Origin of the sequence: Caulobacter sp. CCNWLW153, assembly GCF_036889365.1 — a bacterium.
GTDB lineage: Bacteria > Pseudomonadota > Alphaproteobacteria > Caulobacterales > Caulobacteraceae > Caulobacter > Caulobacter radicis.
In genome coordinates this window covers 1-12309 of record NZ_JBAKFV010000024.1, presented here as the reverse complement: position 1 = coordinate 12309, position 12309 = coordinate 1, and the positions used below count along the sequence as shown (strand labels likewise).

15 protein-coding genes are annotated in these 12309 nt (G+C 70.5%); 7 read left to right on the top strand and 8 right to left on the bottom strand.

The window, feature by feature from the left end; all coding sequences use genetic code 11:
• Window positions 1-169 precede the first annotated feature (169 nt).
• The 3 genes from V6S85_RS25230 to V6S85_RS25220 all read right to left on the bottom strand — a co-directional run bounded on the left by V6S85_RS25230 (window position 170) and on the right by V6S85_RS25220 (window position 1233).
• Window positions 170-682 carry an A24 family peptidase gene (locus V6S85_RS25230; RefSeq protein ID WP_116568957.1) on the bottom strand — a complete coding sequence of 171 codons (513 nt, stop codon included), beginning with the start codon at window positions 680-682 and terminating at the stop codon, window positions 170-172.
• 170 nt (window positions 683-852) lie between these two features.
• Entirely contained in the window at window positions 853-1029 is a 177-nt protein-coding gene (locus V6S85_RS25225; protein WP_334350645.1) for a Flp family type IVb pilin, read from the bottom strand.
• A gap of 27 nt (window positions 1030-1056) precedes the next feature.
• Entirely contained in the window at window positions 1057-1233 is a 177-nt protein-coding gene (locus tag V6S85_RS25220) for a Flp family type IVb pilin (protein ID WP_101718664.1), read from the bottom strand.
• Window positions 1234-1546: 313 nt separating this feature from the next.
• Between V6S85_RS25220 and V6S85_RS25215 the strand changes: the two genes are divergently transcribed.
• From V6S85_RS25215 to V6S85_RS25205, 3 genes are all read left to right on the top strand, one after another.
• Window positions 1547-1978 carry a pilus assembly protein N-terminal domain-containing protein gene (locus V6S85_RS25215; protein ID WP_116568955.1) on the top strand — a complete coding sequence of 144 codons (432 nt, stop codon included), beginning with the start codon at window positions 1547-1549 and terminating at the stop codon, window positions 1976-1978.
• Between the two features lie 101 nt (window positions 1979-2079).
• On the top strand, window positions 2080-2658 hold the full coding sequence (locus tag V6S85_RS25210) for a TadE/TadG family type IV pilus assembly protein (protein ID WP_334350644.1): 579 nt from the start codon (window positions 2080-2082) through the stop codon (window positions 2656-2658).
• Window positions 2655-3206 carry a TadE/TadG family type IV pilus assembly protein gene (locus V6S85_RS25205; RefSeq protein ID WP_334350643.1) on the top strand — a complete coding sequence of 184 codons (552 nt, stop codon included), beginning with the start codon at window positions 2655-2657 and terminating at the stop codon, window positions 3204-3206. The genes V6S85_RS25210 and V6S85_RS25205 overlap by 4 nt, the downstream gene beginning before the upstream one ends.
• Window positions 3207-3210: 4 nt before the next feature.
• On the opposite strand, the gene V6S85_RS25200 is transcribed toward V6S85_RS25205, so the two are convergent.
• From V6S85_RS25200 to V6S85_RS25185, 4 genes are all read right to left on the bottom strand, one after another.
• On the bottom strand, window positions 3211-3978 hold the full coding sequence (locus tag V6S85_RS25200; protein ID WP_334350642.1) for an aminotransferase class IV: 768 nt from the start codon (window positions 3976-3978) through the stop codon (window positions 3211-3213).
• Complete coding sequence (gene pabB / locus V6S85_RS25195; protein WP_334350641.1) at window positions 3975-5306, bottom strand: aminodeoxychorismate synthase, component I; 1332 nt, start codon at window positions 5304-5306, stop codon at window positions 3975-3977. The genes V6S85_RS25200 and pabB overlap by 4 nt, the downstream gene beginning before the upstream one ends.
• Window positions 5307-5346: 40 nt before the next feature.
• Window positions 5347-6777: an MFS transporter gene (locus V6S85_RS25190; protein WP_334350640.1), complete on the bottom strand. Its 1431-nt coding sequence runs from the start codon at window positions 6775-6777 to the stop codon at window positions 5347-5349.
• Between the two features lie 104 nt (window positions 6778-6881).
• The gene (locus V6S85_RS25185) at window positions 6882-7655 is read right to left on the bottom strand and encodes a tyrosine-protein phosphatase (protein ID WP_116569015.1); all 774 of its coding nucleotides are present in this window, start codon (window positions 7653-7655) and stop codon (window positions 6882-6884) included.
• A gap of 75 nt (window positions 7656-7730) precedes the next feature.
• Between V6S85_RS25185 and V6S85_RS25180 the strand changes: the two genes are divergently transcribed.
• From V6S85_RS25180 to V6S85_RS25170, 3 genes are all read left to right on the top strand, one after another.
• On the top strand, window positions 7731-8489 hold the full coding sequence (locus tag V6S85_RS25180) for an alpha/beta fold hydrolase (RefSeq protein ID WP_334350639.1): 759 nt from the start codon (window positions 7731-7733) through the stop codon (window positions 8487-8489).
• A gap of 114 nt (window positions 8490-8603) precedes the next feature.
• A complete protein-coding gene (locus V6S85_RS25175; protein WP_116568948.1) occupies window positions 8604-8966 on the top strand; it encodes a BlaI/MecI/CopY family transcriptional regulator in 363 nt (120 codons plus the stop codon).
• Window positions 8963-10174 (top strand): TonB family protein, encoded by a 1212-nt coding sequence (locus tag V6S85_RS25170; protein ID WP_116568947.1) that lies wholly within the window; start codon window positions 8963-8965, stop codon window positions 10172-10174. The genes V6S85_RS25175 and V6S85_RS25170 overlap by 4 nt, the downstream gene beginning before the upstream one ends.
• 75 nt (window positions 10175-10249) lie before the next feature.
• On the opposite strand, the gene V6S85_RS25165 is transcribed toward V6S85_RS25170, so the two are convergent.
• A complete protein-coding gene (locus V6S85_RS25165; protein ID WP_116568946.1) occupies window positions 10250-11704 on the bottom strand; it encodes an AMP nucleosidase in 1455 nt (484 codons plus the stop codon).
• 240 nt (window positions 11705-11944) lie between these two features.
• Between V6S85_RS25165 and V6S85_RS25160 the strand changes: the two genes are divergently transcribed.
• Window positions 11945-12309 (top strand): cation:dicarboxylate symporter family transporter (locus V6S85_RS25160; protein ID WP_334350638.1); only part of this gene is annotated, 365 nt, incomplete at its 3' end.

The window sequence follows — 12309 nt, the reverse complement described above, 5'->3', positions numbered from 1 at the left end:
CGCGCCTGGAGAGCTTCACTCCGCCGGACGCAGGGGTCGAACAGCCGTTCTGGCCGCATCGCAAACTGCGGCGCCCATGGTTAACAGCCGCTAAAGGAAGCCCCGTGGAATGCGGGTTCCGACCGCGACAGCCTGACGCGGACTCCCGAAAGCCGGGAGCCGCTCGCAATCAGTTGAGCAAAGCTTGGCCGATGATGCTTTGCGGCAGGGCCGCCAGCGCCCCGGCGGCGATCGCCACCCCGTAGGGAATGTCGCCCTTCTGGTCGCCCAGGCGACGCACCCAGGCCGGTCCCCCGGCGATCATCGGCGCCAGCCATCCCGAGCGCAGGCTCATCAGGCCCAGGGTGAGGGCCCCGCCGGCCAGGGCGGTGGTCAGCAGGAACGGCGCGATGCCGGGAACGCCCATCCACAGGGCGCAGGCCGCCAGCAGCTTGGCGTCGCCGCCGCCGACCCAGCGCAGGGCGAACATGACCATGCCGACCAGCAGCAGGCCAAGACCGACGGCCAGCGAAAGCCCCGCCTGCGCCCAGCCGACGCCGCCGACCAGGGCGGCGACGGGAAAGGCCGCGATCAGCGCCAGCGAGATCCAGTTGGGAATGGTGTAGCTGGTGACGTCCTTCAGGGCGGCGACGACGGCCAGCCCGGCGAAGACGATCAGCGGAAGGATTTGCAGGCTTTGCATGGCGGCTCTCGATCCTGGATCGTTCGCCAGTCTAGTCGCCGCCGATGAAGCAATGGTTTCCAGACTAGACCGTCGGAAACATGAGAAGACCCTGGCCGGCAGGCAAAGAAAAAGGCCGCGACATCGAAATGTCGCGGCCCTTGACTTAGCGGCCTCTCGGCTTGTCGCCCCTATTTACCGGCGCTTTCGAGACGGTTGCCCGCCCCTTCGAAAAGCGCCTCCAAGGGCGGCCCGAGCAGGGGGACGACGGCGACGACGACAACACTGATCAGCGCGGCGATGAGGCCGTACTCGATAGCGGTGGCGCCGCGATCGTCCTTTAGGAAGCGACCAAATAGCCGAGCCATTGGACGTCTCCCTTTCCGATCCGCGCCTTACGGGTTCGGGTTCGAGAGGGTGTCGGCGGTGCTCTGGAAGGCCGATTCCAGGCCGCCCTTCAGGAAGCCGAAGACGGTGACGATGATGACCGAGATCAGAGCGATGATGAGGCCGTACTCGATGGCCGTGGCGCCCGACTCGTCCTTCAGGAAGCGCGTGACAAACTTCGACATGACTTGATCTCCTGCTGAGAAAACTTGGCTGGGCCGGCAAGCCATGGCGACTTGTTCACCCCCGAAAACACGATCAAATTCGCCCACCTCGATTAATCGCCAGTAAACATCGAGACTTTCTCGTGATTTTTCTTTCGGTTTATTTGAGTTTACCATTACCAACGCTTAACTACGTGGCAATTCTGGAGCAAAAATCCGTTATTGCTCAAGGGATTCGAGAATGCGCAGCTTGTCGCACCCCAGCCAATCTTAGTTCTTTATTGACCATTCTTCGTCAGGGTGAGGTCACAGATTTCGCTCCGACAGGACCGCCATGCGCCGCCTCTCGCTCGCCCTCGTCGCCTTTTTCAGCCTCTGCGGCGCCGCCGTGGCCGCCCAGGCGGCCGCTCCGACCGCGCCCGCCCCGCGCACCATGACCGTGGCCGCGGGCCAGGCGACCACCATTCCGCTGGGTGGATCGGCCCGCGAGATCGTCGTCGGCGACCCGCAGATCGCCGATGTCAGCGTCGTCAACGACCGCACCCTGGTGATCCTGGGCAAGCGCGTGGGCGTGACAACCCTGTTCGCCTTCGACGCCCAGGGCCGCTCGCTGGCCGGCGGCCAGGTGCTGGTGACCGACGTCTCGGCCGACGCCGTGACCGTCCAGCGCGGCGCGGCCGCCTCGGCCTACGCCTGCGACAGCCGCTGCATCGCCCTGACCGCCAGCGAACCGACGACCGCGCCGTCGGCGCCCGGCCAGCCCTGACACGATAGAGCGCACGCATGCGTACGTGCGCGCGCCCAGCGGTTAGGGCGCGGTTAGGGAGCGGCCGCTATGGTCCCCAAGTCGCAAACTCGGACCGCCGCATGGGGAAGCCTCCCGCCTCGCTGAACGCCCGCCTGCAACTGGCCGCCCGCCGTCGGCTGGGCGGCTTCGCGCGCGCGCAGGACGGCGCGACCGCCGTCGAGTTCGCCCTGTTGCTGGCGCCGTTCCTGGTGCTGCTGTTCGGCCTGATCGAGCTGGCGCTGATCTTCTTCGCCTCCATGGTGCTGGAGAACGCGGTCATCGACGCCGGCCGCGAGATCCGCACCGGCCAGGTCCAGACCTCAAGCTCCAATTCCGCCAGCGCCTTCAAGGACAATGTCTGCGCGCGCATGAGCTGGCTGCAGAGCGGCTGCACCGGACGCCTGCGCGTCGACGTGCGCACGGTCTCGACCTTCACCTCGACCAGCAGCCTGACCACGCCCGACACTCCGTGCTGGGATCCAGGCGGCCCAAGCTCGCTGGTGATCGTGCGCGCCTACTACGACTGGCCCCTGATCACGCCCCTGATGGCGTCGGTCCTGCAGAAGAGCAGCGGCAAGGCGAACCTGGGTTTCACCACCGCCTTCGCCAACGAGCCCTACAACAGCAGCTCGGCCGCCAGCGTGAGCTGCCCCGCATGATCCCGCGCCGTCCCCGCCCCGCCCGGAAGCGCTTCGCCCGCGACGTCCGCGGCGCCGTCGCCGTCGAGTTCGCCCTGCTGGCGCCGCTGCTGCTGCTGTTCTACGTCGGCCTGGCCGAGCTGACCCAGGCGATGATGGCTCAGCGACGCCTGTTCCACGCCACCTCTCTGATCGGCGACATGGCCGCCCAGAACGGCCAGATCAACCAGGCGCGGGTCGACGACATCTACAACATCGGCCAGGCGGTCATGAAGCCGTTTCCGTCCTCGCCCATGCGGCTGTGCCTCTACAGCGTGACGTCCGACAGCAACGGCAAGGACACCGTGGCGTGGAGCGCGCCCAAGAACAGCCCGACCGGCTGCCCGGCCATCTCGGCCGTGGTGACCGACGTGCCCGACAGCGTCCTGCCGGCCAGCAGCAGCGTGATCATCAGCACGACCAGCTACAGCTACACGCCGACACTCAGCCTCAACAACGCGTCGTTCACCTTCCGGCGCACCTATTATCTGCGCCCGCGCCGAACCGAGACTGTGGCCTGGGTGAAGTAGGGGCCTAGCCGGCCGCGGCGGCCAGCGCCGCGACGCGCGGGTCCTCGCCCAGGTCGCGACCGTCCAGCCAAACGAGGGGCCGCACCCCGGTCAGGCTGTTGGTCAGGAAGACCGCGCTCGCGCCCGCCAGCGCCTCGAGGCCCGCACGCACTTCCCGCGCCTCCAGCCCCAGGCCTTCGGCGGCCGCCATCACTCGCCCCCGGGCCAGGCCGGCCAGCACGCCGCAATCCAGGGCCGGCGTCGACAGCGCCTGCCCCTCCAGCCAGAACAGGTTGCCGGCCGAGGCGCAGGCCAGATGGCCCTGGTTGTTCAGCATCAGGGCTTCGTCGGCGCCGGCCGCGCGCGCCTCGCGCCGGGCCAGCACGTTGTCGAGATAGGACAGCGTCTTCAGCCGCGAGGCGGGCGAGCCTTCGTTGCGACGAACCGAGGCGACCACCGCCCGGGCCGGCGCGCCGGCCGGCGGCGCGGGCGCGCACGACGCCAGCAGCACGCAGGCGGGCGTCTCGGGCCGGTCCAGCCCCCGCCCGCCCGAGCCGGCGGTCAGGGTCAGCCGCACGGCGGCGCGGCCGGCGACCAGCCCCGCCTCGCCCGGCGCGGCCAGGACCAGATCGCGCGCCCGGTCGCGATCCAGCGCCGGCAGTCCCAGCGCGACGCAGCCCGCCGCCATCCGGTCGAGATGGGCCTCGACGCGGCGGACCTGGCCGTCGAGCGCCAGCAGGGTCTCGAACAGGCCGTCGCCCAGCAGCAGGCCGCGATCATTGAGCGGGATCATGCGCCCTCCCCCGTCAGCGCCCGGCGCAGGGCGTCGATCTTGGCCTCGGTCTCCAGCCGCTCGGACAGCGGGTCGCTGTCGGCGACGATGCCGGCCCCGGCCTTGGCCTCCAGCGTCCAGCCGTCCTGGCCCTCGACGAGGCCGACGGTGCGGATCAGGACGCTGGACTCGAAGGCGCCGTCGAAGCCGGCCCAGAACAGCGAGCCGCAATAGGGACCGCGCGCCCCCTCCAGGCCGGCGATCACCTTCATGGCCTGCACCTTGGGCGCGCCGGTGATCGAGCCCGGCGGGAAGGTCGCGCGCAGCAGGTCGGAAACGCCCAGCCCCGGCTTCAGCCGCCCCTCCACCGTCGAGACCAGGTGATGGACGTTGGCGAAGGTCTCGACCTTGAACAGCTGCGGCGTGCGCACGCTGCCCGGCGGGCTCACCCGGGCCAGGTCGTTGCGCATCAGGTCGACGATCATCAGGTTCTCGGCCCGGTCCTTGGCGCTGGCCGACAGCTCGAAGGCCAGGGCGCGGTCGCTGGCGGGATCGGCGCCCCGCGGACGCGTGCCCTTGATCGGTCGGGTCTCGATCTCGCCGCCGCGCACCTTCAGGAACCGCTCGGGCGAGTTGGACACCATCGCCCGCCCGGGCAGGCGCAGATAGGCGGCGAACGGCGCGGGGCTGGCGCCGCGCAGCCGGGCGAAGAGGTCGAAGGGATCGGCGCCCGGCGCCAGGCGGCCGCGCCAGGCGCGGGCGATGTTGGCCTGGAAGATCTCGCCGGCCAGGATCCGCTCGACCACCTGCGCCACCGCCGCCTCGTAGGCGGCCGGCGGCTCGGCCTCCAAGGCGTCGCACAAGCGGCCCTCGAAGGGATCGCGGGCCGGGGCGTCCAGCCAGGCCAGCGCCGCGCGGGCGCGGGCCTGCGCCTGCGCCCGCCCCTCGCCGCGCCCGACGGCGACGACCGTACGCTGCAGGTGGTCGAAGGCCAGCAGGGCCGGATAACGGGCGTAGACCAGATCGGGCCAGTCGCCGCGCGCCAGGTCCAGCGTCTCGATGCGGTCGCCCAGCTCGTAGGCGGCCAGACCCAGGACGCCGCCCTGGAACGGCGGGCCTTCGGGATCGCTGGGCAGGGCCGCGCCGATCATGGCCGCCAGGGCCGCGAACGGGTCGCGCCGGTCGGCCGCCTCGAGGGTCAGGGTCTGGTCGGGCGCGCGCACCAGGTAGGACCACCGCTCGCCCGGACCGCCCGACAGCAGGGCGCAGGCGAACGGTTCGTCCCGGAAGGGGGCCGCGGCCCAGAGGGGGTCCCGCCACGGAGCGGCGATGAGGGCGACGTCGCGCATCGCGGGGTGATAGCGCCGCGCGCGGCCGGCGGCTACAGCCTCAAGCCTCGCGCCCGCCGCCGCGCACGGCGAACAGGCCAAGGGCGCCCAGCGCCATCAGGGCCACGATCGGCACGAAGCCGGCGACCTGGCTGTGGAACAGCGTCGTGGCCGCCGCCACCAGGGCCGAGCCCAGCCACACCGTCGCCGTGCCCGACAGGGCGTAGAGCCCGAAGAAGGCCGCCGTGCGGTCGGCCGGGGCCAGGCGCACCAGCAGGGTCCGGCTCGAGGCGTACTGGGCGGTGACGCAGACGGCGATGACCAGGCCCAGGCCCACATAGAAGAGCTCGGGCAGGGTGCGGTAGATCGGCCCGTCCCAGGCCGCCGGCCCGGCCGGGTCGTAGGCGAAGACGTAGAGGATGCGGTCGGGCCGCATGCCCAGCAGGCAGATCAGCGCCGCCAGGCAGCCGGCGATCTCGATCTGTACGGCGCGCTTGGGTCCCAGCACCCGGTCGAGCTTGGGGGCCAGGAAGCCGCCCAAGGCGCCGACCAGGCTCAGCGACACGCCGTAGACCAGCATCTCCAGCGCGCCCCAGCCCATCACCCCGGCCGCGAACAGGCCGCCGAACACCAGGAGCGCGGTCATGCCGTCGCAATAGAGCATGCGCGCGGCAAGGAAGGTGGCCACGTCGCGGTGGCCGCGCAGGTTGGCGAAGGTGTCGCGCAGCAGGGCCAGGCCCGCCTTCAGCGCCGCGCCGATCCCGAGACCCGTGCGCGGCGCGTCCGGCGTCCACAGCAGGAACGGGATCGCGCCCAGCGCCATGATCAGCGCCGAGAGCGGGCCCGACAGGCGGCTGGGCTCATGATGGCCGGTCGACAGCCCCAGCAAGGGCGTCTTGGGGATCCCCGGCCAGTCGACCTGGCCCGGCAGCACGAAGCCCCACAGCATGAAGATCAGCATCAGCACCGACAGGCCGTTGGAGAACACGTAGCCCAGGCCCGACAGCAACGAGGCCTGGCCGGGCTCGGCGGCGGCGCGCGGCAGCAGGGAATTGGCGGCCACGTCGCCCCAATTGTAGGCCACGCCCAGCACGATCAGCGCCCCGGCCGTCACCGCCAGGGGCAGCCCGCCGGCCGGCGTCGCCCACCACAGCACGATCAGCGCGGGCAGCATGATGGTCAGCAGGGTGGCGGCCAGCGGCTTGCGCGGGCCGTACTTCTCGACCGCCGCGCCGAGGATCGGGGCGGTCAGGGCGACGATCAGGCCGTAGGTGGTGGCGATCTGGGCCATCAGGGCCTGGCCCCGCACCGGGTCGCCGACCAGCACGCCCGAGAAATAGGGAGCGAAGATGTAGATGGTGACCAGCACCACATAGACGTCGCGCGAGCCCTGGTGCAGCACCCAGGACCATCCGCCCCGGTTCAGCGGCTTTCGCCCAGCCGCCCGTTCGACGCCCAGGCGCGCGGGCGCGCCGTCCAAGACCTCGCTCATGGTATCCGCCCTGCTGCGGGTCGTCTGACGCGACCCTGAAGCGGAGCCTCGCCCGCGAACGCTGGTTTGTCACGCCTTCTTCATCAAGACGCGAAAATCGGCCATCAGGCCAGGATGTGCGCCAGGATCGCCTCGCGGGCCTTGCCGTCAACGCCGAGCACCGTCTCCAGATAGGCGTCGATGGAGCCGTGGGCGGCCTCGATGGCCTCGACCGAGGCCAGGATATATTCGGCCTCGACCGCCAGGGCCGCGCGGATCGCCGCCTCGGGCGGGACCGAGCCGGTGTAGCCGGCGAGATAGCGGCCGATCCGCTCGCCGATGCGGGCGTAGCGCTCGGGGTCGTTGGTGGCCAGGTAGTCCTCGACCAGATCGTCGCGCGACACGCCGGCCAGGTGATGGGTCAGGGCGGCCAGCAGGCCCGTGCGGTCCTTGCCCGCGGCGCAGTGGATCAGCACCGGCCCCTTGGCCTCCGCGAGCGCCGCGAAGTAGCGGGTGAACAGGTCGACGTGACGCGGAGTGAACGGCTTCCTGCGATAGGACAGGGCCATGTAGGCGCGCAGGTCGGCCTCGGCGTAGTCCCAGCCGCGCAGGAAGGTCTGCCAGGGATCGTCGCCTTCGCCGCCCAGGTCGTTGTCGATCACCTGGGCCGAAAAGCCCGTCCAGCGGCGCGACGGCTCGCGCTGGCGCTCGGGCGCGCGGCGCAGGTCGACGATGGTGACGAGGCCCAGCCCCCCCATCGCCGCCAGGTCCTCGTCGGTGGCGTCGGCCTGGTGGGCGGCGCGGAACAGCAGTCCCTTCCTGAGGCGTCCGCCCCCGGCGGCGTAATCGCCGTAATCGCGGAAATTCTCGACGCCTTGCAGGGGGATATGACGGGTCATGGCGTGCATGTAGTCCCAGCCCGCGACGAAATCGAGACTCTGGACGGATCGTGCAAGCGAGCGGATTGTGCCGCCATGCTTCCGGTCCAGCGATTCCAGAGCTTCGATGGCGTCTCCCTCGCCTACCGCACCCTGGGCGAGGGCTGGCCGACCCTGCTGTTGCACGGCTTCCTGGCCAGCGCCGAGAGCAACTGGTTCCTGCCCGGCATCGCCCAGGCCCTGGTCAGCGCCGGCCGCAAGGTGATCGCCCCCGACCTGCGCGGCCACGGCCGCTCGGACGCGCCCAGCGATCCGGCCGCCTGGCCGGCCGACGTGCTGGCCATGGACCAGCAGGCGCTGGTCACGCACCTGCACCTGACCGACTACGACCTCGTGGGCTATTCGCTGGGCGCGCGCACGGCGGTGCGGATGATGGTGCGCGGCGCGCGGCCCGAGCGGCTCGTCCTGGCCGGCATGGGCGCCTCGGGCTTGATGGGCGCGGGCGAGCGGGCGGCGATGTTCGAGGACGCCATCCGCAACGGCGACCAGGCCAAGGACCCCCGCGTCGGCCGCCGCGTACGGGCGATGATGGCCGCCGGCGACCTCAAGCCCGAGGCCATGCTGGGCGTGCTGAACGCCTTCGTGCCGACCTCGGCCGAAGACATCGCCCGCATCGACGTCCCGACCCTGGTCATCGCCGGCCAGCGCGACGACGACAACGGCTCGACCGAGGCCCTGGCCGGCCTGCTGCCGAACGGCCGCGCCCAGCGCGTGCCCGGCGACCACATGAGCGCGGTGATGGAGCCGTCCCTGGCGGCCGGGATCGTCGGCTTCCTGGACCGGGTTTCGCGGTGAAGAAGCCCCCTCTCCCTCAAGGAGAGGGGCTCAAGCAAAACGCCGGTTGACGACTCCGTTGACAGCTGTCAACGTCGCCATCGTTGACAAACGTCATCGACCGGGAGGCAGCTCATGAAGATCAGTTCGGCCGAGAGCGTCATCATGGAGGCGCTGTGGCGGAAGACGCCGCTGACCTCCGAGGCGATCATCGCCGAGGTCGGCGAGCCCAACGGCTGGACCGAGGGCACGGTCAAGCAGCTGATCAGCCGCCTGCTGAAGAAGAAGGCCATCGCCGCCCAGCCCGACGGCCGCCGCTATCTCTACAGCCCCCTGCTGGCCCGCCGCGACTATGTGCAGTCCGAGAGCCAGGGCCTGCTCGACCGGCTGTTCGACGGCCGCCTGGCCCCGCTGGTCACCCAGTTCTCGGAGGGCGGCAAGCTGTCCGACGAGGACGTCGCCGAACTGAAGGCCCTGGTCGAGAGGATCGCCAAATGAGCGGCGACATCGTCGAGGCGCTGGTCCGCGCCAACCTCGCCCTGGCCGCCGCCATCGTCGCGGTGATGCTGCTGCGCAAGCCGGTCCGCAACCGGCTGGGCCCGCTGGCCGCCTACGCCCTGTGGCTGGCCGCGCCGCTGTGCGCCCTGGTCAGCCTGGTCCCGGTCCGCGCGCCCACGGCCATGACCTTCTATCAGACGGTGGAACTGACGCCCAAGGCGCTGGCCGCCGCCGCCCGGACCACCCAGCAGATGGCGAGCCTGACGGACATCGCCGTGGGGGCCTGGGCCATCGGCGCGGCGGCGGCCTTCGGCCTGCTGGCCCTGCGCCAGCTCCGCTTCGTACGCGCCGCCGGCCGGCTGACGCCCCTGGACGACGCCCCCGGCGTGCTGCGCGGCGAGCATGTGGACGCCGGCCCGCTGGTGCTGGGCGCCCTGCGGCCCCGCATCGTCGTGCCGGCCGACTTCGCACAGCGCTTCCAAGGCGAGGCTCGCGACCTGGTGCTGGCCCACGAGGACGTCCACCTGCGCCGGGGCGACGCGACCATCAACGGCCTGGTCGTGGCCCTGCAATGCCTGTGCTGGTTCAACCCGCTGGTCCATCTGGCCGCCCGCGCCCTGCGCGTCGACCAGGAGATCGCCTGCGACGCGGCGGTGATCGCGCGCCATCCGCACGCCCGCCGCCTCTATGCCGAAACGCTGCTCAGCACGGTGCTGACGGCCAAGACCGCCCCGCTCGGCTGCCATTGGCCGGCGGCGGGGCCCCATCCCCTGAAGGAGAGACTGACCATGCTGAACGCCGCCTCCCTCACCCCGCTGCGCCGCAAGGCCGGCCTGGCCCTCGTCGCCCTGCTGGCCTCGGCCGCCGCCGGCGCGGTGTGGGCCGCCAATCCCGAGGTCACGCCCCGACCGATCGTCGAACGGCCAGACTGGATCCAGAAGCCCGACGCCAACGACCTGGCTCGTTACTATCCGGCCGACGCGGCGGCGGCCAAGGCTTCGGGCCGCGCGCTCATCACCTGCGGCGTCGCCATCGACGGCTCTCTGGAGAACTGCGAGGTGCTGCGCCAGAGCGACGGACCCTATGCGTTCGGCGAGGCGGCCCTGCAACTCAGCCAGTTCTTCCGCATGCAGCCCAGGACCGTGGACGGCAAACCCACCGCCGGCGGCAAGGTGACGATCCCGATCGCCTTCATGGTTCCCCAGTAGGGTCTCGGCAAAGCCCAAGAAAAAGGGGCGGTGGATGACCACCACCCCTTCGTCGTTCTCAGACGGCTCCAATCCTTACCGGAAAGGCGGCTCGTCGAAGGCGCGCAGCTTGCGCGAGTGCAGGTTGGGACCTTCCTCGTGCAGCAGCTTGCACGTGAGAATGCCGATCTGCAGGTGCTGGCTGATCGCCCGCTCGTAGAAGGCGTTGGCCTGGCCGGGCAGCTTGATCTCGCCGTGCAGCGGCTTGTCCGACACGCACAGCAGCGTCCCGTACGGCACCCGGAAGCGATAGCCCTGGGCGGCGATGGTGGCGCTTTCCATGTCGATGGCCACCGCGCGGCTCTGGTTGAAGCGCAGGGCCGACAGGCTATGGCGCAGTTCCCAGTTGCGGTCGTCGGTGGTGACCACGGTGCCGGTGCGCAGGCGCTTCTTCAGCTCCTGGCCGGTGTCGCCGCTGATCGCCTTGGCCGCGTCGTAGAGGGCGCGCTGCACCTCGGCGATCGAGGGCACCGGGATCTCCGGCGGCAGCACCACGTCCAGCACGTGGTCGTCGCGCAGATAGGCGTGGGCCAGCACGTAGTCGCCGATGGTCTGGGTGTCGCGCAGGCCGCCGCAGTGGCCGATCATCAGCCAGGCCTGCGGGCGCAGCACCGCCAGGTGGTCGCAGATGGTCTTGGCGTTGGACGGGCCGACGCCGATGTTGACCAGGCTGACGCCCTGACCGTTCGGAGCGATCAGGTGGTAGGCCGGCATCTGGTGCTTGCGCCACGCGCCATCGGCGATGGCCTGCTCGGCGTTCGGCGTCTGCGCCGTCACCACCACGCCGCCCGAGCACGACAGCGCCGTGTACGGACTATCGGGCTTCTTCAGCTGCTCCACGCCCCAGCGGACGAACTCGTCCACATAGCGGTGGTAGTTGGTGAACAGGATGAACGGCTGCACGTGCTCGGCCGGGGCGCCGGTGTAGTGGCGCAGGCGGGCCAGCGAGAAGTCGGTGCGCAGGCCGTCGAACAGGGCCAGCGGCCGGGTTTCCTCCAGCACCGGGTTCCAGACGCCGTCGGCGATCTCGTCGCCGATGAACGCCAGGTCCGTGGTCGGGAAGAAGCGGGCGATGTCCTCGCTGCGGACGTCGGCCTGGTTCAGGTCGATGCTGGCGTCCAGCACGTAGGGATAGGGGATCTCCTGCTCGGAGCGGGCGATCTCGACCTCGACGTCGAAGTCGTCCATCAGCAGGGTCAGCTGCTCGACCAGGTAGTCCTTGAACTGGGCCGGCTTGGTGACGGTGGTCGAATAGACGCCCGGACGGCTGACCCGGGCGAAGGCGCGCGCCAGCTTCGGCGGCAGGGCCTCGGGGTCGTAGGTCAGGCGCAGCTCGGGATAGGTGAACGAGCCGTCGAACCGCATCTGCGGGTCGGGGCGGGTTCCATTTTCGAGATAGGCCCGAAGGGCGGTGCGCAGCGCCTCGACGGCGCGCTCGTATTCGGAGTTGAGCCGTTCGACGACGGCGATCGCTTTTTCTTGGTTAGACATGGCGTCCTATATCAGCCTCGCCGCAGCCTGACCAGAGCGGGGCGCGGCCAGGCGCTGGGCGAGCATAGCGCCGCCGGCCTGCGCCTTTGTGACGCCCCAGGCATGGACGAAGCCGCCCCGCTCGGCCAAAAGGGGCGCCACATGCCCCCTTGCCGGGGCGTCCATGAAACGAATGCGCCTGCTGGGAGGGCGCTTCAGCAGGCCCGGTCGCCACGCGGTCGAGGGGGAACGGAAGACCCGATGAACAAACGCTTCGCCTATCTGATCGTCGGCGCGATGGTGCTGGGGGTGCTCGTCGGCTGGGGGTGCAACCAGTTCCTGGACGCCGAAGGGGCCAAGTCGGCCTCCTCGGGCCTGTCTCTGATCACCGACATCTTCCTGCGGCTGATCAAGATGATCATCGCGCCGCTGGTGTTCACCACCCTGGTGGCCGGCATCGCCCACATGGAGGACGCCGCCGCGGTGGGCCGCATCGGCGCCAAGACCCTGGGCTGGTTCATCGGCGCCTCGGCCGTGTCGCTGCTGCTTGGCCTCCTGATGGTCCACCTGCTGCAGCCGGGCCACGGGCTGCACCTCGTCGAAGCGGCCGTGTCGTCCAAGCCGGC